We start from the raw sequence: 26,199 nt of genomic DNA, 5'->3' as shown, positions 1-26,199 counted from the left end.
GCGGGCTCTTTCGCGTGGTCAGCCGTCCAGGCGCAGCCAGCGGGACACCGCGGACCAGACCTCGGCCAGGGTGTCGGGCTTGGCGATCTCGTAGTGGGTGCACGGGATGCTCGCGACCGCGATCTCGCCCGTCACGTACGGCCGCCAGAGCTCGGGCCTGGGCGCCTCGTCCGGCCTGCCGTCCTCGGCGACGACCAGCAGCACGTCCCCGTCGAACCGGCCGTGCTCGAAGCCGCGGCGCAGCTTGCGGTGGTTGCGCAGGAGACGGGCGAAGGTGCGGATCTCCTCCTCGGTGGCGGCGCCGAAGCCGTTGCCCGCCTGCCAGCGGACGATGTCCATCTGGCGCTCCAGCGCGGCGTCGGGGTCGTCGCCGTGCTCCTCCTGCTCGGTGTCCTGATCCGGCACCCACGGGTACTGGTCGAGCAGGACCAGGGCGGCGACCTCCTCGCCGGCGGTGCGGAGCTGGACGGCGATCTCGTGGGCGACGCCTCCCCCGTACGACCAGCCGAGCAGGTGGTACGGCCCGTGCGGCTGTACCGAGCGGATCTGCTCGATGTAGTCGGCGGCCATCTCCCGGATGGAGCCGGCGAACTCCGTGGTGCCGTCCAGGCCGCGGGCCTGCACCCCGTACAGGGGGATGCCGGGCTGGGCGTGGCGGGCCAGCGGCATGTAGCACCAGCTCAGGCCGCCGGCGGCGTGGATGCAGAAGAAGGGCTCGCGCTCGCCTTCGGCGCGGATGGGCAGCAGGACGTCGAGCGCGTCGCGTACCGAGGACAGGGTCATCCGCTTCATCAGCTCGGCGACGGTCGGGGCGACGAACAGGTCGCGGACCGCGATCGTCACGCCGCCGCGCCGCAGCCGCTCCACGAGCCGGACGGCCAGCAGGGAGTGCCCGCCGAGGGCGAAGAAGTCGTCGTCCACGCCCACGCTGTCGAGGCCGAGCACGTCGGCGAACGCCTCGCACAGGCCGGCCGTGATCGAGGTGACGTCCCAGTGGGTGACGCGTTCCTCGGTGGTGACTCCGGGGGCGGGCAGCGCCTTGCGGTCGAGCTTGCCGTTCGGCATCAGCGGCAGCCGGTCGATCACCATGACGGCCGCGGGGACCATGTAGCCGGGCAGGCGGTCCTGGGCGGCGGCGCGCACCTCCTGGGCGAGCCCGCCCGTGTCGCCGCCGGGGACGACGTAGGCCACCAGCCGCCGGTCGCCGGGGACGTCCTCGCGTACCAGCGCCACCGCCTGCGTCACGCGCGGGTGCGCGGCCAGGACCGTCTCGATCTCGCCCAGCTCGACGCGGAAGCCGCGGATCTTGACCTGGTCGTCGGAGCGGCCGGCGTACTGGAGCTCGCCCGCGGCGGTCCAGCGCACCACGTCGCCCGTGCGGTACATGCGCGCGCCGTCCGGCCCGAAGGGGCAGGCCACGAAGCGGGCCGAGGTCAGGCCGGGACGGCCGAGGTAGCCGCGGGCCATGCCGTCGCCGGCGATGTACAGCTCGCCCGGCACCCCGGGAGCGACCGGCTGGAGGGTGGCGTCCAGGACGTACACCTGGGTGTTGGCGATGGGGACGCCGATCGACGAGACGTCGGCGGCGGGCCCGGCGAGCTCCTTGGCGGTGGACCAGACCGTGGTCTCGGTGGGGCCGTACAGGTTCGTCAGGGTCGGCGTCCTGGCGAGCATGGTGTGGGCCAGGTCGGGCGGCAGCGCCTCGGCGCCGATCATCGCGCGGATCCGCGTCCAGTCCACCGGGTCGCCGGCGTCGGCGATCAGGCCGCGCCAGAGGCTCGGGGTGGCGTGGACCATGGTGGCGCCGGTGGAGCGGATCAGCGCGCGCAGCGCCCACGGGTCGAGCACCTGGTCCTGTGTGGCCAGGACGACGCGCGCGCCGTTCACCAGCGGCAGGTAGAACTCGAACCCGGCCATGTCGCAACCGTGCGTGCTGACCGCGAGCAGGCGGTCATCGGGGGTCAGCGCGTACGAGCCCTGCATCGACAGCAGGAAGTTGACGATGGCGTGGTGCTCGACGAGCACCCCCTTGGGACGGCCGGTGGAGCCCGAGGTGTAGATCACCCACATGGGGTGCCGCGGCCTCAGCGCCACGGCGGGCCTGGTGCCGGGCTCCGACCGCACCTCCGGGGCGTCGACCATGACGACGGGGACGCCGGTGTCGATCTCGAACTCGGGCAGGCGGGGGCGCATGTCCTCGCCGGTGAGCACGCAGGCCGCGCCGGAGTCGGCGATCACGTACGCGATGCGGCTCGCGGGGTAGGCCGGGTCGATCGGCAGGTAGGCGGCGCCTGCCTTGATCACGCCGAGCAGGGAGACCACCAGGTCGATGCCGCGTTCGAAGACGACGGCCACGACGGACTCCGGGCCCACGCCGCGGCCGATCAGGTGCCTGGCCACCTGGTTGGCGCGGGTGTCCAGCTCGTCGTAGGTGAGCTCCGCCTCGCCCGTGGTCAGGGCGGTCGCGCCGGGTGTGCGGGCGACCTGGGCCTCGAACAGGTCCACGACCGTGGTGGCGGGGATCGGGGCGGTGGTGTCGTTCCAGCCGGTGAGCATGCGGTGCCGTTCGGCGGCGCCGAGGACGTCCACCGCGCTGAGCCGGCGGCCTGGGTCCTCTGACAGGGTGGCGAGGAGCCGTACCAGGCGTTCGGCGAGGCGTTCGACCGACGTGCGGTCGAACAGGTCCGCCGCGCCGATGACCGCGCCGCGCATGCCCGCGGCGGCGCCGTCGGCGTCGAACGTCTCGCCGACGCTCACGTCCAGGTCGAACTTCACGACGGCCAGGTCCTCGGCCGTCCCGCCCTCGGGTGCCGGTTCCTGGGCGGCCGGTCGCCGGCCCGCGCCGAGGCCCGGCAGGTCGAGGGTGGCGTTCGCGGTGTTCTGCAGCAGCAGCATCACCTGGAACAGCGGGTGCCGGGCCAGCGACCTGACCGGCGACAGCTCCTCGACCAGGCGCTCGAACGGCACGTCGGGGTGGGCGAAGGCGCCCAGCCCGGCTTCCCTGACCCGCCCGAGCACCTCGCGGAAGGTGGGGTCGCCGGACAGGTCGGTACGCAGGACGAAGGTGTTGACGAAGTAGCCCACCAGGCCGTCGAGCGCCTCGTCGGTACGCCCGGCCAGCGCCGAGCCGATGGGGACGTCGGTGCCGCCGCCGAGCCGGGACAGCAGGACCGCCAGGGCGCCGTGCAACATCATGAACATGGTCACGCCCTCGGACCGGGCGACCTCCCGCAGCCGCGCGTGCACGTCGGCCGGGATCTCCAGCGGCACCCGCCTGCCGAGGTGCCCGGCCACCTCCTGGCGCGGCCGGTCGAACGGCAGCTCCAGCTCCTCGGGCAGGCCGGCGAGCGTCTGACGCCAGTAGGCGACCTGGCTGGAGATCAGGCTCTCCGGGTCGCCGGTGTCGCCGAGCACGTCGCGCTGCCAGAGCGCGTAGTCGGCGTACTGGACGGGCAGCGGCTCCCAGCTCGGCGCCCGGCCCTCGCAGCGGGCGGCGTAGGCGGCGGAGACGTCGCGCGCCAGCGGCGCCCACGACCAGCCGTCACCGGCGATGTGGTGCACCACGACCACGAGCACGTGCTCCTCGGGGCCGGTGCTGAACAGCCAGGCCCGGATCGGCGCCTCGGCGGACAGGTCGAAGGTGTGCGCCCGCGCCTCGTCCACCGCCGCCGCCAGGTCCCGCGGCGCGACCTGGCGGGTCGTCAGCTCCCAGTCGAGGTCACCGAGGGGGATGATCCGCTGGTACGGCTCTCCGTCGGCGATCGGGAACACCGTGCGGAGCACCTCATGGCGTTCGAGCACGTCGCGGAAGGCGGCGGCCATGGCCTGGCCGTCGATCCGGCCGGACAGGCGTACCGCGACGGGGATGTTGTAGGTGGCGCTGGGGCCTTCGAGCTGCGCGATGATCCACATGCGCCGCTGGCCGTACGACAGCGGGATCCGCTCGGGGCGGGAGCCCGCGGTCAGCGGCGTGCGCGCCCGGGCGGCGCCGTTCAGCCCGGCCGCCAGCCCGGCGACCGTGGGCGTGTCGAACAGGGCGCGGATCTCGATCTCGACGCCGAGCAGGGCGCGGATGCGGCTGACCAGGCGGACGGCGAGCAGGGAGTGGCCGCCGAGCGCGAAGAAGTCGTCGTCCACGCCCACGCTGTCCAGGCCCAGCACGTCGGCGAAGGCCAGGCACAGGATCTCCTCCTGCGCCGTGGCGGCCGGCCGGCCGGCCGCGCTCTGGGCGGAGCCGTAGTCGGGGGCGGGCAGTGCGTGGCGGTCGAGCTTGCCGTTGGCGGTCAGCGGCAGCGCGTCCAGCACGACCCAGGCCGAGGGGACGAGGTGGTCGGGGAGGCGGTCGGCGGCGAACGTGCGGGCCGCGGCGGGCAGGTCGCGGGCGTCCTCGGGGTCGTCGGCGACCAGGTAGCCGACGAGGCGGACGTCGCCGGGCGTTTCCTCCCGGGCCACCACGGCGACCTGCTCCACCCCGGGACAGCCGGCGAGCACCGCGCCCACCTCGCCCGGCTCGACGCGGAAGCCGCGGATCTTGACCTGGTCGTCCACCCGGCCGGCGAACACCAGCCTGCCGTCAACGGTCCAGCGAGCCCGGTCGCCGGTGCGGTACATGCGGGCGGCCGGCTGGAACGGGCAGGCCACGAACCGCTCCGCGCTCAGCCCGGGCCGTCCCAGATAGCCGCGGGCCAGCTGGGCGCCGGCCACGTAGAGCTCGCCGGTGACACCCGGCGGCACCGGGGTCAGGTGCTCGTCCAGGACGTAGAAGGCGGTGTTGGCCACGGGGGTGCCGACCGGGATCACCCCTGCCTCGGTGAGGCGGGTGGTGGCCACGCCGATCGTGGTCTCGGTGGGCCCGTAGTGGTTGAACACCGCGCACCCACGCTCGCCGGCCTGACCCAGCACCTGCTCCAGCCAGCCCGGGGCCGCCGCCTCCCCACCCAGCACCAGCGACCTGGCCGGCAGCACCCCCGGACCCATCGCCGCCAGATGCGAGGGCACCATCTTGACGAAGTCGACGCGACCCTCCTCCAGCACCACACGCAACGCCTCCGGATCGGTCGCCACCTCCTCCGCCACGACATGCACCCGGCCACCGAGCGTGAGACCGGCGAACACGATCGTGTTCCCCAGATCAGTGGCCTGACCCTGCACCAGCGCATACCGGCCACCATCCATCCCGAGCCGCCCCGGAACCGAACCCACATAGTTGGCCAGCGCCGCCTGCGTCACCACCACACCCTTCGGACGCCCCGTCGAACCCGAGGTGTAAATGACATACGCGGCCTGGCCACCGTGAACCTGGCGGGCAGGGGCGACGGTGGCCGCCATCGACAGCCGCATCGCGGTGAACACGTCATCCAGCACCAGCACCCGGCCCCGGCCCGCCGGCAACTCCTCAGCGATCTCCGCACTCGTGACCGTCAGCACCGCACGACTGTCACCGAGCATGTAGGCGATCCGCTCCACCGGCTGACCCGGATCAATCGGCACATACGCCGCCCCCGCCTTCCACACCGCCAGCACCGCCACGATCAGCTCCACACCACGCTCCAGACACACCCCCACCACCGACTCCACCCCGACACCCTCACCGACCAGGACATGAGCCAGCCGATTGGCCCGCTCATCCAACTCGGCATACGAAACCTCCTCCGGCCCCACCAGCGCCACCGCACCCGGCTGACCCACCACCCGGGCCTCGAACAACTCCACCACCGGCGCACCCAGCCCATCGACCGCCGTGGAGTTCCACCCCTCCACCACCCGGAGCCGCTCACCCGCATCCAGCAGATCCACGCGGCTGAGCCGCGTACCCGGCTCGGAGCTCACCGTCTCCAGCACCCGCACCCAATACCGCATGATGCGCTCGGCCCACTCCGGATCGAACAGATCCGTGGCGACCGTCACCGAACCCCGCACCCCCGCCGGCGCACCCTCGCCGTCGAACGCCTCGCTGACCATCACGTCGAGGTCGAACTTGGCGGCCCGATCGCCCGCCGACGCGGCTCCCGGCCGGACGACGGGCAGGTCCAGGGCCGCGCCGATGGTGTCGCCCTTGGTCAGCACCACCTGGAAGAGCGGGTGCCGGGCCATCGACCGCGACGGCGCCAGCTCCTCCACCAGCCGCTCGAACGGCACATCCTGGTGGGCGAACGCGGCCAGACTCCGCTCCCTGACCCGGGCCAGGAGCGCGCGGAACTCCGGATCACCCGACAGGTCCGCCCGCACGACCAGCGTGTTGACGAAGCAGCCCACCAGGTCCTCCAGCGCCGCGTCCGTGCGGCCCGCGTTCGCCGACCCGATCGGAATGTCGGTCCCCGCGCCCAGCCGCGACAACAGCACCGCCAGCGCGGCCTGCAACACCATGAACACCGTCACACCCTCGGCACGAGCGACAGCGACAAGCCGCGCATGCACCTCGGCCGGAACCAGCAACGGCACACTGTGACCCCGATGAGAGGCCACGACCGGACGCGGCCGATCGAACGGCAACGCCAGCTCCTCCGGCGCCCCCGCCAAGGCCTCCCGCCAGTACGCGACCTGGCGCGTGATCAGGCTGTCCGGGTCGGCTTCGTCGCCGAGCAGGTCGCGCTGCCAGAGGGCGTAGTCGGCGTACTGCACCGGCATCGGCTCCCACGCCGGGGCCCGCCCCTCACGGCGGGCCGCGTACGCCAGCGAGAAGTCACGCGCCAGCGGCGCCCTCGACCAGCCGTCGCTGGCGATGTGGTGGATCACCACGACCAGGACCCGCTCGTCGAACAGCCACGCCCGGATCGGCACCTCCGTGGTGAGGTCGAAGGCGTACTCCGTGGCGCCGGCGACCGCCTCGTCCACGTCGGGCACGCCGGCGACCGTCAGGCTCCAGTCCAGCTCGTCCAGGGGCACGACGTGCTGGTACGGCTCGCCGTCCGCGACGGGGAAGACCGTCCGCAGCACCTCGTGCCGCTCGATCACGTCCCGCAGGGCCAGGCCGAGCGCCTCCTGATCGACCTCGTCCGCCAGGCGCAACACGATCGGCACGTTGTAGGTCGCGCTGCGCCCTTCGAGCTGGCCGATGAACCACAACCGTTGCTGCGCGAACGACAACGGCACCCGCTCCGGCCGCTCCCTCGCCGCCAGTCCGGCCCGTGCCGCGTCCGCGTCGCCCAGCCGGGCCGCGAGCCCCGCCACCGTCGGCGTCTCGAACAACGCCCGCAGCGGCATCTCGACGCCGAGCACCGACCGGACGCGGCTGGCGAGCCGGACCGCGAGCAGGGAGTGGCCGCCGAGGGCGAAGAAGTCGTCGTCCACGCCGACGCCGTCCAGGCCGAGCACCTGCGCGAAGACGGCGCAGAGAATCTCCTCCCGCACGTCGGCCGGGCCACGTCCCGCTTGGGCGGTGTGGTCGGGGGCAGGCAGGGCCTTGCGGTCGAGCTTGCCGTTGGCGTTCAGCGGCAACGCGTCCAGCGGCACGATCGCGGCCGGCACCATGTAGGAGGGCAACCGGTCCGCGACGAACGCTCGGACGGATTCGGCCAGACCCGTTCCGTCTCCGGCGGGGACGACGTAGGCGACCAGGCGCTTGTCACCCGGCGTGTCCTCCCGGGCCACCACCACCGCCTGCGCCACACCCGGGTGAGCAGCCACCGCCGCCTGCACCTCACCCAGCTCGATCCGGAACCCGCGGATCTTGACCTGCTCGTCCACCCGGCCCAGATACTCCACCTGACCATCGGCGTTCCAGCGCACCACGTCCCCGGTCCGATACAGCCGCCCCCCGGCGTCGGAGAACGGGTCGGCGACGAAACGTTCCCCCGTCAGCGCCGGCCGGTTGAGATAGCCGCGCGCCAGCCCGCCACCGGCCAGATACAACTCCCCGGCCACCCCGACGGGCACCGGATTCATCGCGCCGTCCAGCACATACACCCGCGCGTTGTCCACCGGCCGGCCGATCGGCACGGCGCCGTCCACATCACCGTCGGCATACCAAGCCGTGGCGTAGACAGTCGCTTCAGTGGGGCCGTAAATGTTGGCCACCCGCGCCCCCGGCACCGCCGCCCGCAGACCCGCCACCACGTCCGCCGACAACGCCTCACCCGCCAGCACCACGGTCCGGGGCCGGACATGCAGCACGTCGGAACCGACCACCTGCGCCAGCGCCGACGGCACGCCACTGACCAGGCTCACCCCGCCCAGGTCACGGTTCTCATCGGCGACCGCCAGCACATCCGGCACGACCTCGACACAACCACCCGACACCAACGGACCGAACAACTCGAACACCGACACGTCGAACGTCAACGACGTCGAGAACAGCACACGAGCGAAGTCCGCCCCGCCGAACTCCCGCACCGCCCACTGCAGGAACCCCACCACCGACCGCTGCTCAACCACCACCCCCTTCGGCCGCCCGGTCGAACCCGAGGTGTAGATGACATAAGCCGCATGACCCGGCAAAGCCCGCGTTTCGACCGGACTGCCGGGCAGTTCCGGGCCGTTGACCACTACCGGCCGCACGTCCTGCGGAAGCCGATCGACCAGGTCTTCGGACGTCAGCACGGTCACGGCGCTGGTGTCGGCGAGCATGAACGCGATCCGCTCCACCGGATAACGCGCATCGATCGGCAGATACGCGCCACCCGCCTTGAGCACGGCCAGCACCGACACCACCAACTCGATGCCCCGCTCCAGACACACCCCCACCACCGACTCGGCCCGCACACCCCGGCCCGCCAGCACCCCGGCCAGCCGGTTCGCCCAGGCATCCAGCTCGGCGTAGGAAAGCTCCACACCATCCGCGGCCACCGCCACCGCATCCGGCGTCCGCGCCACCTGCGCCTCGAACAATCCGGCCAGCGTGGCCGGCGCCACCTCCACGGCCGTGTCGTTCCACTCACGCAGCAGCCGGTCCTGTTCCCGCTGGTCCAGCACCTCCACGGTGCTCAGCGGCAGGTCGGGGCCACCGTCCAGGGCCGATTCCAGCGCGGAGACGAGGTTGCGCGTGGTGGTGCGGAGCAGGGTGCCGACGCTGCGGGGGTCGATCGGCGCCACCGCGTCCACCGCCAGCGAGATCGCGTCGCCGTCGTCGTCCACCGACACGAGCAGCGGATAGTTGGTGCGCTCGGTGAAGTAGACCCGCCTGATGCCGTGCAGTCCCTCGTCGGCGGCCGGTCCGGCCTCGCCCGGGGTGTTGTGGCGGTAGTTGAACAGCGCGGTGAACAGCGGCAGGTCACCCGGCACACCGCTGGCCTGCTGAGCCAGCGTGAGCGGGGCGTGTTCGTGCTCCAGCAGCCCGGCCAGCTGGCTCCGCATCGCCGACACCGCGTCCAGCACGCCGAGCTCGCCCGTGCGCACGCGTACGGGCAGGGTGTTGATGAAGGGGCCGGGGACACGGTCGGACCCGGCGCTCGTGCTCATCCGCCCGAACAGGACCGTGCCGAAGACCACGTCGTCACCGGCCGAGACCGCCGCCAGGACCCGCGACCAGGCCACGTGCAGCAACGTCGCCGGGCTCGCGCCCACCCGGCGGGCGGCCTCCAGCAGCCCGGCGTGGAGTTCGGGTTCGAAGGCGACGCGGGCCCGTACGGTGTCCATGCCGTCGCGGCGGGCGTCCACGACGCCGAAGGGCGCGGTCGGCTCGGTGACGTCGCCGAGCAGGCCGGCGAAGTAGCGTTCGTGGTCGACGCCTCGGGCGCCGTTCCTGGCCTGGGCGACGAAGTCCCGGAAGGGCAGCGGCTCCGCCAGGTGCCTGCCCCGGCCGGTGAGGAAGGCCCGTACCTCGTCGAGCAGGACCTCCAGGGCCGTGTGGTCCTGCACCAGGTGGTGGATCCTGACCAGGGCCAGCCACTTCCCGGTGCCGGGGAGGGCGGCGGCGTGCATCCTGATCAGCGGGGCCCGGCCGAGGTCCATCGACGTGCCGCCGCGCGTCACCAGCTCCGCGACCGGGTCGGTGCCGCGCGGGTCCAGCTCCACCTCCTCGACCGGCATGACCGCGCGGCGCCAGACCACCTGGACCGGCTCCCGCACTCCTTGCCACACGATCGACGTGCGGTAGACGTCGTGGCGGTCGACCACCCGCTGCAGCGCGTCCGTGAAGGCGTCCAGCCGGTCGCGGGAGTCGAACTCCAGCACCGTCGGCATCACGTACGCGTCCTCGCCGCCGTCCGCCAGCAGGTGGTGGAACAGCAGGCCCTCCTGCAGGGGCGCGAGGGGGTAGACGTCGGCGACGTTGGGCGCGCCGCCCTCGACGGTGGCCGTCACGCGGTCGATCTCGTCCGGGGTCAGATCGACCAGGGGGAGCATGCCGGGCGTGATGACGGTGGCGCCGGCCGGGATCAGGTTCTCGGGTACCGCCGCGAGCGTCTCGCCGATCGACCTCGCCAGCCCGGCGGGGGTGGGCGCCTCGAACAGGGCCCGTACGGAGACCGAGACGCCGCGTGACCGGACCAGGGCGACCAGGCGGATCGCGAGCAGGGAGTGGCCGCCGAGGGCGAAGAAGTCGTCGTCCACGCCGACGCCGTCCAGGCCGAGCACCTCGGCGAACGCCGCGCAGAGGATCTCTTCGCGGACGTCGGCGGGGGCACGGCCGGTGCCCGCCGTGTACTCCGGGGCGGGCAGGGCCTTGCGGTCGAGCTTGCCGTTGGCGTTCAGTGGCAACGCGTCCAGCGGCACGATCGCGGCCGGCACCATGTAGGAGGGCAACCGGTCGGCCACGAACCCGCGCACCGCCTCGGCCAGATCTGCTTCGTCTCCGGCGGGGACGACGTAGGCGACCAGGCGCTTGTCACCCGGCGTGTCCTCCCGGGCCACCACCACCGCCTGCGCCACACCCGGGTGAGCAGCCACCGCCGCCTGCACCTCACCCAGCTCGATCCGGAACCCGCGGATCTTGACCTGCTCGTCCACCCGGCCCAGATACTCCACCTGACCATCGGCGTTCCAGCGCACCACGTCCCCGGTCCGATACAGCCGCCCCCCGGCGTCGGAGAACGGGTCGGCGACGAAACGTTCCCCCGTCAGCGCCGGCCGGTTGAGGTAGCCGCGCGCCAGCCCGCCACCGGCCAGATACAACTCCCCGGCCACCCCGACGGGCACCGGATTCATCGCGCCGTCCAGCACATACACCCGCGCGTTGTCCACCGGCCGGCCGATCGGCACGGCGCCGTCCACATCACCGTCGGCATACCAAGCCGTGGCGTAGACAGTCGCTTCAGTGGGGCCGTAAATGTTGGCCACCCGCGCCCCCGGCACCGCCGCCCGCAGACCCGCCACCACGTCCGCCGACAACGCCTCACCCGCCAGCACCACGGTCCGGGGCCGGACATGCAGCACGTCGGAACCGACCACCTGCGCCAGCGCCGACGGCACGCCACTGACCAGGCTCACCCCGCCCAGGTCACGGTTCTCATCGGCGACCGCCAGCACATCCGGCACGACCTCGACACAACCACCCGACACCAACGGACCGAACAACTCGAACACCGACACGTCGAACGTCAACGACGTCGAGAACAGCACACGAGCGAAGTCCGCCCCGCCGAACTCCCGCACCGCCCACTGCAGGAACCCCACCACCGACCGCTGCTCGACCACCACCCCCTTCGGCCGCCCGGTCGAACCCGAGGTGTAGATGACATAAGCCGCATGACCCGGCAGCACATGCCCCTCCACCGGCCCGCCGACCGGCCCGGGATCCTCGACCAGCACCGGCCGCACGTCCTGCGGAAGCCGATCCGCCAGACCCGCCGACGTCAGCACGGTCACGGCGCTGGTGTCGGCGAGCATGAACGCGATCCGCTCCACCGGATAACGCGCATCGATCGGCAGATACGCGCCACCCGCCTTGAGCACGGCCAGCACCGACACCACCAACTCGATGCCCCGCTCCAGACACACCCCCACCACCGACTCGGCCCGCACACCCCGGCCCGCCAGCACCCCGGCCAGCCGGTTCGCCCAGGCATCCAGCTCGGCGTAGGAAAGCTCCACACCATCCGCGGCCACCGCCACCGCATCCGGCGTCCGCGCCACCTGCGCCTCGAACAATCCGGCCAGCGTGGCCGGCGCCACCTCCACAGCCGTGTCGTTCCACTCACGCAGCAGCCGGTCCAGTGCCTCGGCGCCCAGCACGCCCACGGCGCCCAGCCCGATCTCGGGACCGCCCGCCAGGCAGTCCTCCAGCGCGCCGACCAGGTTCTCCGTGGCGGTGCGGACCAGCACCCCCACCTCGCCCGGGTCGATCGGCGCCACCGCGTCGATCGCCAGCGAGATCCGGTTCCCGTCGTCGTCCACCGACACCAGCAGCGGATAGTTGGTGCGCTCGCGCAGGTAGACGAGGTCGATGCCGTCGAGGCCGCCGCTCGGTTCCTGCTGCTCCTGGGGCCCGCTCGTGTTGTGGCGGTAGTTGAACAGCGCGGTGAACAGCGGCAGGTCACCCGGCACACCGCTGGCCTGCTGAGCCAGCGTGAGCGGGGCGTGTTCGTGCTCCAGCAGCCCGGCCAGCTGACTCCGCATCGCCGACACCGCGTCCAGCACGCCGAGCTCGCCCGTGCGCACGCGTACCGGCAGGGTGTTCATGTACGGGCCGGGCACCTGGTCGGAGCCGGTGCCCGCGTTCATGCGGCCGAACAGGATCGTGCCGAACACGACGTCGTCGCGGCCGGACACCGCCGCCAGGACCCGCGACCAGGCCACGTGCAGCAACGTCGCCGGGCTGGCCCCTACGCGGCGGGCGACCTCCAGCAGCCGGGTGTGCAGGCCGGTGGAGAACGGCACCACCTTGCGGACCGCGCCCGCGCCGTTGCCGCGCACGTCCACCATGCCGAACGGCGCGGTCGGCTCGGTGACGTCGCCGAGCAGGCCGGTGAAGTAGCGTTCGTGCTCGGCCCGCTCGACGGCGCCGCGGGCCTGGGCCACGAAGTTCCGGAACGGCAGCGGCCGGGGCAGCGTGGCGTCGCGGTGGGCGAGGATCGTGCGCACCTCTCGCAGGACGATCTCCAGCGCGGTGTGGTCGCGCACGATGTGGTGGTTGCGCACCAGCCCGAGCCAGCGGCCGGTGCCGGGAACCTGGGTGAGGTGTACGTCCATCAGCGGCGCGTGGCCCAGGTCCATGACCTGGCCGACGTGGGCGACCAGGCGTTCGGCCAGAACGCCGTCGCCTTGCGGGAGCGCCACCTCGCGCACCGGGAGGGTCGCCTGCCGCCAGACCACCTGGACCGGCTCGCGAAGCCCTTCCCAGACGATCGACGTGCGGTAGATGTCGTGGCGGTCGACCACCCGCTGCACCGCGTCGATGAAGGCGTCCAGGCGGTCGCGGGAGTCGAACTCCAGCACCATGGGCATCACGTACGCGTCCTCGCCACCCTCTGTCAGCAGGTGGTGGAACAGCAGACCTTCCTGGAGCGGCGCCAGGGGGTAGACGTCCGCGATGTTGGCCGCGCCGCCCTCCACCGCGGCCGCGATCCGGTCGAGCTCGCCCGCGGTCAGGTCCACCAGCGGCAGCATGTCGGGGGTGATCGAGGTGGCGCCGGCCGGGATGGCGTTGGCCGGGACCTCGACCTGCTGCTCTCCCACCGAGCGGGCCAGCCCGGCCGGGGTGGGCGCCTGGAAGAACGAGCGCACCGACACCGACACGCCACGGCCCTGCAACAGCGCCACCAGGCGGATCGCCAGCAGCGACTGGCCGCCCAGGGCGAAGAAGTCGTCGTCCACGCCCACCGACTCGACGCCCAGCACCTTGGCGAACGCCGCGCACACCATCTCCTCCCGCGCGTCGGCCGGCGCCCGGCCCGCCCTCGTCACCGCTCCGGGAGCGGGCAGCGCGGCCCGATCCAGCTTGCCGTTCGCCGTCAGGGGCAGCGCCTCCAGCGCCACCACCGCCGACGGCACCATGTACTCCGGCAGCCGCTCCGCCACATGGGCCCGTACCGCCTCGGGCGACATCTCACCCGACGGCACCACGTAGGCCACCAGCCGCCGATCCCCCGGCTGGTCCTCCCGCACGATCACGGCCGCCTGTGCCACCTGCGGATGCGTGGCGACGGCGGCCTGCACCTCGCCCGGCTCGACGCGGAAGCCCCGCACCTTCACCTGGTCATCCACCCGCCCCAGGAACTCCAGCTCACCCCCGGCCGTCCACCGCACCCGATCCCCACTGCGATACATCCGCACCCCAGCCTCGAACGGGCACGCCACGAACCGCTCACCCGTCAAACCAGGCCGATTCAAATAACCACGCGCCACCCCCGCACCGGCGACATACAACTCCCCCGCCACCCCGACCGGCACCGGCGCCAGACGATCATCCAGCACGTACACCCGCGTGTTGGCGACCGGCGGACCGATCACCGGACCCTGCTGCGTCCCGATCCACGCCACCGCGGTATCCACCGTGCACTCACTCGGCCCATAGAAGTTGAACCCCTCCACCCCGCTACCGGCCAGCCGCTCCCACAACCCCGCCGGCACCGCCTCACCACCCACACCCAGCCGCCTCAACCCGGCCCGCTCCACCAACCCATGCTCCACCAGCACCTGCGCATACGACGGCGTCACCTCCATGAAGCCGACCCCACCCGCCGCCAGCCACCCCACCAACCGGCCCGCATCCAACCACGTCTCACCATCCACCACATGCAACTCACAACCCGCGAACAACCCCGCCAGCTGATTCCACGACGCATCGAACGACACCGACGTCGTCAACGCCACCCGGCCGATTCCCGCCAGCACAGCCCGCGCCGACCACTCACACAGGCTCACCACCCCGCGATGCGGCACCACCACACCCTTCGGCCACCCCGTCGAACCCGACGTATAAACCACATACGCCGCATTCCCGCCACCCACCTCCACACCCAGCGCGCCCGCGGCATAACCGGCCAGCTCCGCCCCGACCACCGGATCGTCCAACACCACCACCGGCGCCCCCGCCACCACACCCGCCGTCCCCGCCGAGACCAGCACCACCACCGGCGCCGCGTCCGTCACCATCCACCGCAACCGCTCCCCCGGATACGCCGGATCCAGCGCCACATACGCCCCACCCGCCTTCAACACCGCCAGCAACGCCACCACCAAGCCCGCCCCACGCTCCAGACACACCCCCACCACCGACTCCGCCCCCACACCACGCCCCACCAGCAACCGCGCCAGCCGGTTCGCCCGCTCATCCACCTCCGCGAACGACAACCGCACCTCACCAGCCACCACCGCCACCGCCTGAGGCGCCCGCGCCACCTGCGACTCGAACAACTCCACCAACGACCCCGCCGCCACCTCGGCCGCCGTGTCGTTCCAGTCGGCCAGCAGCCGGCGCTCGGCCTCGTCCAGCACCTCCACCTCGCTCAACCGCGTACCCGGCTCACCGGTCACCGCGTCCAGGACCCGCGCCAACCGCCCGGCCAGCACCTCCACGGACCCGCGATCGAACACATCCGCCGCCGCCACCACCGACCCCCGCAGCCCCCCGGCGGCGCCACCCGCGCCGAACACCTCATCCAGCGTGAAGTCCAGGTCGAACTTGGCCGCCGACAGCTCCGTCGCGACCTGCGCGGACACCGCGCGGGACGGCCCGCCGGCACCGGCTCCCGGCAGTTCCAGCTCCGCCGCGCTGTGGTTCTGGACCTTGAACATCACCTGGAACAGCGGATGCCGGGCCATCGACCGCGACGGCGCCAGCTCCTCCACCAGCCGGTCGAACGGCAGTTCCTGGTGCGCGAACGCGTTCCACCCGGTCTGCCGGACGCGGGAGAGCACTTCGGTGAAGGCGGGGTCGCCGGACAGGTCCGTACGCAGGACGACGTTGTTGACGAAGAAGCCGACCAGGTCGTCCAGGGCGACGTCGGTACGGCCGGCCACCGTCGTGCCGACGGGAACGTCCGTGCCCGCGCCCAGCCGCGACAGCAACACGACCAGCGCGGCCTGCAACACCATGAACGTGGTCACGCCTTCCGCGCGCGCCAGCTCGATCACCCGCGCGTGCACCTCGGCCGGCACCTCGATCGGCACCGTGTGCCCGCGATGCGAGGCCACCGCGGGACGGGGCCGGTCGTAGGGCAGGCCGAGCTCCTCCGGGATGCCGGCCAGGGCGTCGCGCCAGTAGGCCAGCTGCGTGGAGATGAGGCTGTCCGGGTCCTTCTCGTCGCCGAGCAGCTCGCGCTGCCAGAGCGTGTAGTCGGCGTACTGCACCGGCAACGGCTCCCACGCCGGAGCCGCACCCGCGCACCGCGCGGCGTAAGCCACCGACACGTCCCGCGCCAGCGGCCTCATCGACCAGCCGTCGCCGGCGATGTGATGGACGACGACCACCAGCACCCGCTCATCCGCCCCGGCCTCGAACAGCCAGGCCCGGATCGGCACCTCCGACGACAGGTCGAAGGCGTACGCCGCCGCCTCGGCCACCGCGTCGGGCAGGCGGGCAGGGGCGACCTCGGTCACCGTCAGCTCCCAGGCCAGCTCCTCGGCGGCCACGATGTGCTGGTAGGGCTCGCCTTCCACGTCCGGGAAGGTCGTGCGCAGCACCTCGTGCCGCCCGATCACATCCCGCAGTGCCAGACCCAGCGCCCCGGCGTCGACCTCGCCCGACAGCGACAGCACGACCGGCATGTTGTAGGTGGCGCCCGGCCCTTCCGACCGGGCGACGAACCACAACCGGCGCTGCGCGAACGACAACGGAATCATCAGGACTCCTTCTGGGTACGCATGGGCCGCAACGCCGGCCTCGCTGATTTGAGATCACCAAGCTGTCGTGCAAGTCCTGCGACCGTCGGGGCTTCCAGCAGGACCTTCAACGGCACTTCCACACCGAGCACCGCCCGGATCTGGCTGACCAGCCGCACCGCCAGCAGCGAATGGCCGCCGAGGGCGAAGAAGTCGTCATCCACGCCGACGCCTTCCAGCCGGAGGACGTGCGCGAACGCCGCACACAGGAGCTCCTCTTGGCGGGTGGCCGGGGCCCGGCTGGGGGTGGCGGCGTACGCGGGGGCGGGCAGGGCCCTGCGGTCGAGCTTGCCGTTGACGGTCACCGGCAGCTCGTCGAGTACGATCACCGCCGAGGGCACCATGTACTCCGGCAACCGCGCGGCGGCGAACTCCCTGACGGCGTCGACCGAAATCTCGCCCGATGCCACCACATACGCCACCAGCCGCACGTCCCCCGGCACGTCCTCCCGCGCCACCACCACGACCTGCTCCACGCCAGGGCAGCCGGCCAGCACCGAACTGATCTCGCCCGGCTCGACCCGGAACCCGCGCACCTTCACCTGATCGTCGGCACGCCCGGCGAACAACAACTCGCCCTCGGCCGACCAGCTCGCCCGGTCCCCGGTCCGATACATCCTTTCGGCCCGCCCGAACGGGCACGCCACGAACCGCTCCGCGGTCAGCCCGGCCCGCCCGACATACCCCCGCGCGAGCTGCACCCCGGCCAGATACAACTCACCCACCACTCCCGGCGGCACCGGCCGCAGGAACTCATCCAGCACGTACGTCCGGGTGTTGGCCACCGGCCGGCCGATCGGCACCGACTCCGCCCCCGGACAACACCGCCACGCCGTCACATCCACCGACGCCTCAGTCGGACCGTAATAATTCTCCAGCCCCACCCCACCCAGCACCTCAAAAAACCGCCGCATCACATGCACCGGCAACGCCTCACCCGAACACACCACCCACCGCAACCCCCCACACCGCACAGCAGCAGGCTCAGCCAGAAACACCTCCAACATCGACGGCACAAAATGCGCCACCCGCACCCCCTCCGCCTCAATCAACCCCGCCAGATACGCCGCATCCCGCTGACCACCCGGCCGCGCCAACACCAGCACACCCCCATACAACAACGGCCAGAAAAACTCCCACACCGACACGTCGAACCCGAACGACGTCTTCTGCAACACCCCCTCACCCGCCACCAACCCCAACCGCTCCTGCATCCACCCCAACCGATTCACCACCCCCGCATGCGACACCACCACACCCTTCGGCCGCCCCGTCGAACCCGACGTGAACATCACATACGCCGCACCATCCGCACACACCTCACCCAGCCGCCCACCCGACAGCCCCACCGCCTCAACCGGATCAACCCACTGCACCCCCTCCGGCAACCCACCCCCAGCCCCGCCCACCAACCAGCCCGCCCCCGCATCCCCCAACAACATCCGAACCCGCTCAACCGGAAACCCCGGATCCACCGGCACATAAGCCCCACCCGCCTTCAACACCCCCAGCAACACCACCACCAGCTCAACCCCACGCTCCAAACACACCCCCACCACCGACTCCACCCCCACACCCCGCCCCACCAGCAACCGCGCCACCCGATTCGCCCGCTCATCCAACTCCCCGAACGACACCCGCTCACCATCCGCACCCACCACCGCCACCGCCCCAGGCGACCGCCCCACCTGCGCCTCGAACAACCCCACCAACGACCCCGACAACACCCCCACAGCCGTGTCGTTCCACTCCTCCACCACCAGACGCCGCTCTTGCGCTTCGAGCACGTCCACCGCACTCAGCCGAACCCGAGGATCCGCACTCACCACCCCCAGAACCCGCACCAGCCGCTCGACCAGCGCCTCCACCGACCCTCGATCGAACAGGTCGGCCGCGGCGACCAACGACCCCCGCACCCCGGCGGGCGCCCCCGAGGGGTCCATGACCTCGGCCAGTCCCAGTTCCAGGTCGAACTTGGCCGCCGCCTCCACCGGCATCCCCGCAGCCGACACCTCCGGCAGCTCCAGCACCGCCTGACCGGTGTTCTGCACGGTCAGCATCACCTGGAACAGCGGGTGCCGGGACAGCGACCGCGACGGCGCCAGCTCCTCCACCAGCCGCTCGAACGGCACGTCCTGGTGCTCGAAGGCCGCCAGGCTCGCTTCCCGCACCCGCCCCAGCAGCTCGTGGAACGTCGGATTACCGGACAGGTCGGTCCGCAGCACCAGCGTGCTGACGAAGAACCCGACCAGATCCTCCACCGCCTCGTCGGTCCGGCCCGCGTGGGCCGCCCCGATCGGAATGTCACCGCCCGCACCGAGCCGCGACAGCAGCACCGCCAGCGCGGCCTGCACCACCATGAACGTGGTCACGCCCTCGGCCCGTGCCAGCTCCACCATCCGCGCATGCACCTCGGCCGGCACCTCCACCGGCACCGTCACGCCCCGGTAGGACGCCACCGCCGGACGCGGCCGATCGACCGGCAGCGGCAGCTCCTCCGGCGCCCCCGCAAGCCTCTGCCGCCAGTACGCCACCTGCCGCGAGACCACGCTGCCCGCGTCCCGCTCGTCCCCCAGCAGCTCGCGCTGCCACAACGCGTAATCGGCGTACTGCACCGGCAACGGCTCCCACGCCGGAGCCGCACCCGCGCACCGCGCGGCGTAAGCCACCGACACGTCCCGCGCCAGCGGCCCCATCGACCACCCATCGCCCGCGATGTGGTGCACGACGACCACCAGCACCTGCTCGTCCGCGGCCGTCGAGAACAACCACGCCCGCACCGGCACCTCGGCCGACAGGTCGAAGGCGTACCGGCAGGCCTCGGCCACCGCCTCGCCGAGGTCCGCGACCCCGCTCACGGACAGCTCCCAGTCCAGGTCCGCGAAGGGCACCACCCGCTGGCTGGGCTCCCCGTCCACCTCGGGGAACACCGTCCGCAGCACCTCGTGCCGCCCGATCACGTCCCGCAGCGCCGCGCCCAGGGCCTCGGCGTCGACGCCGCCCGTGAGCCGCAGGACCACCGGGATGTTGTACGCAGGGCTCGGCCCCTCCAGGCGGCCGATGAACCACACCCGCCGCTGCGCGAACGACAGCGGCACCCGCTCCGGCCGGGGCTCCACGGCCCGCACGCCTCGCCGCGCCGCCCCGGCGTCCCCCAGCCGGCCGGCCAGCCCGGCCACCGTCGGCGCCTGGAACAGCAGTCGCAGCGGCACTTCGACGCCCAGCACCGTACGAACGCGGCTGATCAGCCGTACGGCCAGCAGCGAATGCCCGCCCAGCGCGAAGAAGTCGTCGTCCACGCCCACCTCGGGCAGCCCGAGCACCTCGGCGAACACGCCGCAGAGCAGCTCTTCGCGCAGGGTGGCCGGGGCGCGGCGGTCGCCGGCCGGTTGCCGGTCCGGGGCGGGCAGCGCCTTGCGGTCCACCTTGCCGTTGGCCGTCAGGGGCAGCGCATCGAGCACCATCACCAGCGACGGCACCATGTACGCGGGCAGGTCTCCGGCCACGTGCTCGCGGAGGGCCGCGCCGTCCGGCTGGTGGCCGGGCGCCGGTACGACGTATCCGACCAGGCGTGGGCCGCCGGCCGCGTCGTCCCGTACGGCCACCGCCGCCCGTGCCACCTGCTGGTGGCGTTCGAGCACGGCCTCGATCTCGCCCAGCTCGATGCGGAACCCGCGGATCTTGACCTGGTCGTCGGTGCGCCCCAGGCATTCGAGGGTGCCGTCGGCCCGCCAGCGTGCCAGGTCACCCGTCCGGTACATGCGTTCGCCGTCCGGCCCGTAGGGGGCGGCCACGAAACGTTCCGCCGTCAGGCCGGGCCGGCGCAGGTAGCCCCGGGCGAGCTGGGCGCCCGCCAGGTACAGCTCGCCGGCGACGCCGGCCGCCACGGGACGCAGGTCCCGGCCCAGTACGTAGGCGCGGGTGTTGGCGAACGGCCGCCCGATCGTCACCGGCCCGTCCGCCACCTGGGCCGACGTCGCCCAGATGGTGGCCTCGGTGGGCCCGTACAGGTTCTCGGCCCGCGCTCCCATGGCCGTGACGCCCGCGGCCAGCTCCCCGGGCAGCGCCTCGCCGCCGACGAGCATCCGCACGCCGCGGGGCCAGTCGCCGGTGTCGAGCAGCGCCCGCCACAGGGAGGGCACCGCCTGCACGGCCGTCGCGCCGCTGCCGCGTACCAGGTCGAGCAGGGCGGCCGGCTCGCGTACGGTCTCCGTGGGCGCGAGCACCACCCGGGCACCGGCCACGAGCGGCAGGAACAGCTCCAGCGCCGCGATGTCGAAGGACACCGTGGTGACCGCGACCAGCCGGTCGTCCGCGCTGAGCGGCACCCGTTCGGCGGCGGCCCGCAGGTGGTTGGCCAGCGCCCGATGGGTGATCACGACGCCCTTGGGCCGGCCGGTCGAGCCGGAGGTGTAGATCACGTACGCCGGGTTGTCGGGCGAGCAGGCGCCTGCGGGAGCGGCCTGAGGAGGGGCCGGCCGGGGGGTGCCGTCCAGGACGATCGCCGGGGCGGGCGACGGCGGCAGGAGCGCGGCGACGCCGGGTGAGGCGAGGACGACGGCCGGGGCGGCGTCGCGCAGCATGTAGCCGATCCGCTCGGCCGGGTACTCGGGATCGAGCGGCAGGTACGCCCCTCCGGCCTTGAGCACGGCGAGCAGGGCGACGACCAGTTCGGCGTCCCGTTCCATGACCACCGCCACCACCGACTCGGGCCCGACGCCCCGATCGCGCAGCTCGCCTGCGAGCCCGTCGGCACGCCGGTTCAGCTCGGCGTAGGTCAGCTCCTGGCCGCCCGAGGCGACGGCGATCGCGTCAGGCGTGCGGGCCGCCTGGGCCTCGAACAACTCCGGCAGCGTCGCGTCCGGTACCCCGGCCGCCGTGGCGTTCCATTCGTGCAGGACCCGGTGCAGCTCGCTCTCGTCGAGCGCGTCGATGCCGCTCAGCGGCAGGTCGGGGCCGCCGTTCAGGGCGTCTTCCAGTGCGGTGACCAGGTTCTCCGCGGCGGTGCGGACGAGCCTGCCGACGGCCGCCGGGTCGATGGGCGCCACCGCGTCCACGGTCAGCGCGAGCCCGTCGCCGTCGTCCTCGACCGCGACGCCGAGCGGGTAGTTGGTGCGCTCCCTGGCGAGCAGCAACCGGATGCCGTCCGGGCCGCCGCCCTCACCCTCGCCTCGCCGGGTGTTGTGGCGGTAGTTGAGGAACGAGGTGAACAGGGGGGTCTCGGCCGGTAGGCCGCCGGCCTGCTGGGCGAGCGAGAGAGGGGCGTGCTCGTGCTCCAGGAGCCGGGCGAGCTGGCCGCGCAGCTCCGACACGGCTTGGAGCACGGTCAGCTCGTGGGTGCGCACGCGTACCGGCAGGGTGTTGATGTACGGGCCCGGGACCTGCCCGGAGCCGGTGCCGGCGTGCATGCGCCCGAACAGCACCGTCCCGAACACCACGTCGTCGCGGCCGGACACCGCCGCCACCACGCGGGCCCAGGCCACGTGCATGAGTGTCGCGGTGCTGACGCCCAGCCGTCCGGCGACCGCGCGCAACCGCCGCTGCGACTGCTCGGAGAACGCCACGGCCCGGCGTACGACGCCGGCCCCGTCGCCGCGCGCGTCCACCAGGCCGAACGGCGTGGTCGGCTCGGTGACGTCGCCGAGCAGCTCGGCGAAGTGCCGTTCGTGCGCGGCACGGTCCGCGGCGTCGCGGGCCCGGGCCACGAAGTCGCGGAACGGCCGGGGCTCGGCGAGCTGGTCACCGCGGCCGGAGATGATTCCCAGGATCTCGGCGAGCAGCACCTCCAGCGCCATGTGGTCCTGGACCATGTGGTGCACCCTGGCCAGCGCCAGCCACCGGCCGCCGGGCGCGGCGGTGGTGTGCACGTCGATCATGGGCGCGCGGCCGACGTCCAGTCTCTGCCCGGCGTGGGCCACGAGCCGCTCGGCCAGATCACCGTCCTGCTCCGGCAGCTCGACCTCGCGCACGGGAAGTGTCGCCTGGCGCCGGACGACCTGGACCGGTTCGCGCAGCCCCTCCCAGACGATGGACGTGCGGTAGATGTCGTGGCGGTCGATCACCCGCTGCAACGCGCCGAGGAAGGCGTCGAGCCGGTCGCGGGTGTCGAACTCCAGCACGGTCGGCATCACGTACGCGTCCTCGCCGCCGTCCGCCAGCAGGTGGTGGAAGAGCAGCCCCTCCTGGAGCGGCGCGAGCGGGTAGACGTCGGCGATGCCGGCCGCGCCGCCCTCGACGGAGGCCACGACGCGGTCGAGCTCATCGGCGGTCAGGTCCACCAGGGGCAGCATGCCGGGGGTGATCCGGGTGGCGCCGTCGGGGATCAGGTTGGCGGGCACCGGCGCCCGGTCCACACCCGCTGTGGCGGCCAGGCCGGCCGGGGTCGGGGTTTCGAAGAGGGCGCGTACCGGCACGTCGAGGCCCTGGGCGCGCAGCCGTTCCGCCAGGCGGATGGCCAGCAGCGAGTGGCCGCCGAGCGCGAAGAAGTCGTCCTCGGCGCCGACCGACTCCAGGCCGAGGACGTCGGCGAACGCGGCGCACACCAGTTCCTCGCGCGGGTCGGCGGGGCCGCGGCCGGTGGCGGCGAGCGCGGTGAGGTCGGGCAGCGGCAGGCTCCTGGCGTCGATCTTGCCGTTCGGCGTCAGCGGGAGCTCGTCGAGCGTGACCAGCGCCGCGGGGACCATCGACTCGGGCAGGTGGCGGCGGACGAACTCCTTCAGCTCGGCCGCGTCGATGACGGCGCCGGGGGCCGGCACGACGTAGGCGACGAGCCGCGGGTCGGCCGCGGGCGGCTCCTCGCGGGGCGCGGCCACGACGACGAGCTCGCCGGAGGCCGTCCACCTGGCGCGGTGGGCGGTGCGGTACAGCAGGGTCCCGTCGGAGGTGAACGGGTTGGCCACGAACCGCTCCGGCCGTTGCCCGGCGGCGGCCACGTACAGGTCGCCGGTGACGCCGATCGGGGTGGGGGTGAGATGCTCGTCCAGCACGTACGCGCGCGTGGCCAGGGGCCGCATGTCGTCGGGCACCGGGACCGCCGCCGAGGCGACCTTGTTCCACTCCACCAGGACGTGCCGCCGTTCGGCGGGACCGAGCACGTCCACCGCGCTCAGGCGCGTGCCGGGGTCGGCGGTCACCTGCTCCAGTACCCGCGTCAGCCGGCCGGCGAGCGCCGTGACGCTCTCCTGGTCGAACACGTCGGCGGCGGCGGTGACCACACCGCGCATCCCCGCCGGCGCGCCGCCGGGGTCGAAGACCTCGCCGAACACCACTTCGAGATCGAACTTCGCCCCCAGCGCCCCCGGCGCCCCCGGCGCATCCGAGGCGCCGTCCCCGGCGGGCCCGTCCGCGACGGTCCTGCCGGCGTTCTGCAGGGTGAGCATCACCTGGAACAGCGGGTGCCGCGCCAGCGACCGCGCGGGCGCCAGCTCCTCGACGACCTTCTCGAACGGCACGTCCTGATGCCGGTACGCGGCCACGTCCGTCTGCCGCACCCGCGCGAGCACCTCGGCGAACGTGGGATCGCCCGAGGTGTCCGTACGCAGGACCAGGGTGTTGACGAAGAACCCGACCAGCTCGTCCAGGGCCTCGTCGGTACGGCCGGCGACGTCCGTGCCGATCGGCAGGTCGGTGCCCGCGCCCAGCCGCGACAGCAGCACCGCCAGCGCGGCCTGCAGCACCATGAACGTGGTGACGCCCTCGGCCCGCGCGACCGCCGCCAGCCGCTCGTGCACGGCGGCCGGGATCTCGATCCGTTCGCTGAGCCCCCGGTACGAGGCGACCGGCGGGCGAGGCCGGTCGAACGGCAGGGCCAGCTCCACCGGTGCGTCCAGCAGCCGGGCCCGCCAGTAGGCGAGCTGGCGGGACATGAGGCTGTCCGGGTCGCTCTCGTCGCCGAGCAGCTTGCGCTGCCACATGGTGTAGTCGCCGTACTGGACCGGCAGCGGCTCCCACTCCGGCGCCCCGCCCGCGCACCTGGCGGCGTAGGCCGTGGAGACGTCCCTGGTCAGCGGCCCCATCGACCAGGCGTCGCCGGCGATGTGGTGCAGCACCACGGTGAGCACCTGCCGGCCGTCGCCGGTGCGGAACAGCCAGGCCCGGACGGGGATCTCGCGCGCCAGGTCGAACGCGTACGCGCCGGCCTCCGCCACCGCGTCGTCGAGGTCCGCCACGTCGGCGACCCGCAGCTCCCACGCCAGCTCGCCGACCGGGACGACGTGCTGGTACGGCTCCCCGTCCACGGTCGCGACCACCGTGCGCAGCGCCTCGTGCCGCCCGATCACGTCCAGGAGGGCAGCGCCGAGCGCGGCGGCGTCCACCTGGCCCGGCAGCGTGCGCACGATGGGGATGTTGTAGGTCGCGCTCGGGCCTTCGAGCTGCCCGATGAACCACAACCGGCGCTGCGCGAACGACAACGGGATCATTCGGTCTCCTCCCCGGCGCCCAGGGGCCGCAACACGGGCCGCCGGGGTCTCTCGTCGCCCAGCCGCCGGGCGAGGCCCGCCGGGGTGGGCGCGTCGAACAGCGCCGCCAGGTCGGCCTCGACGTCCAGGACGGTCCTGATCCGGCTCATCAGCCGCACGGCGAGCAGCGAGTGGCCGCCGAGCGCGAAGAAGTCGTCGTCGACGCCGACCCTCTCCAGCCCGAGCACCTGGGCGAACGCCTCACACAGCCGCTCCTCCCTGGCGTCGGCGGGGGCGCGGCCGGCGCCTGCCGCGTACCGGGGCGCGGGCAGCGCCCTGCGGTCGAGCTTGCCGTTGACGGTCAGGGGCAACGCGTCGAGCACGACCACGGCGGCCGGCACCAGGTGCCCGGGCAGCCGCTCGGCCGCGAAGCGCCGCACCACGTCGGGAAGCGCGCCGTCGGAGGGCCCGTCGCCGTGGTGGGTGCCGTTGGCGCCCACCACGTAGGCGACCAGCCGGACGTCACCCGGGGTGTCCTCGCGGGCGACCACGGCCGCCTGCTCGACCTGCGGGCATCCGGCCAGCACCGCCCGCACCTCGCCCGGCTCGATGCGGAACCCGCGGATCTTGACCTGGTCGTCGGCCCGGCCGGAGAAGACCAGGTGGCCGCCGGCGGTCCATCGTGCCCGGTCGCCGGTCCGGTACATGCGCCGCCCGGGTTCGAACGGCGAGGCCACGAACCGGCCCGCCGTCAGCGCCGGTTGCCCCAGGTAGCCCCGGGCGAGCTGGCCGCCGGTGACGTACACCTCGCCGACCGTGCCGGTGGGCGCGGGCCGCAGCCACTCGTCCAGGACGTACACGCTCAGCCCGGGCAGGCCGCGCCCGATCACGCTGCCGGGAACGGCGCTCCGAGGGCTCAGCTCGTGGAAGGTGACGTGGACGGTGGTCTCGGTGATGCCGTACATGTTCACCAGGCGCACGCCTTCGCCGTGGCGTTCCCACCAGCCGCTCAGCCGCGCGGGGTCCAGCGCCTCGCCGCCGAACACGACGGCGCGTACCGAGGCGACCGCTTCGAGCCGGTGCTCCTCGACGGCCATGAGCT

3 protein-coding genes (1 of these 3 cut by a window edge) are annotated in these 26,199 nt (G+C 73.0%); all 3 read right to left on the bottom strand.

From position 1 onward, the window contains the following. Positions 1–18: 18 nt before the first annotated feature. Tightly spaced (each overlapping or abutting the next), the 3 genes in view from HD597_RS16690 to HD597_RS16680 form a layout consistent with a single transcriptional unit that may run on beyond the window. Positions 19–16,659 (bottom strand): non-ribosomal peptide synthetase, encoded by a 16,641-nt coding sequence (locus HD597_RS16690; RefSeq protein WP_253743212.1) that lies wholly within the window; start codon positions 16,657–16,659, stop codon positions 19–21. Next, positions 16,659–25,118: a non-ribosomal peptide synthetase gene (locus tag HD597_RS16685; RefSeq protein ID WP_253743211.1), complete on the bottom strand. Its 8,460-nt coding sequence runs from the start codon at positions 25,116–25,118 to the stop codon at positions 16,659–16,661. Before HD597_RS16685 ends, HD597_RS16690 begins: the two co-directional genes overlap by 1 nt. Then, positions 25,115–26,199 carry the 3' end of a non-ribosomal peptide synthase/polyketide synthase gene (locus tag HD597_RS16680; RefSeq protein WP_253743204.1) on the bottom strand. Its footprint extends 17,788 nt past the window's final position, so the window shows 1,085 of its 18,873 coding nt (coding positions 17,789–18,873); the start codon falls outside the window, past its right edge; its stop codon occupies positions 25,115–25,117. Before HD597_RS16680 ends, HD597_RS16685 begins: the two co-directional genes overlap by 4 nt.

It is taken from the genome of Nonomuraea thailandensis, from assembly GCF_024172165.1.
Lineage (GTDB): Bacteria > Actinomycetota > Actinomycetes > Streptosporangiales > Streptosporangiaceae > Nonomuraea > Nonomuraea thailandensis.
The sequence above is the reverse complement of the archived record's forward strand: the minus strand, read 5'-3'. Positions and strand labels throughout refer to the sequence as shown.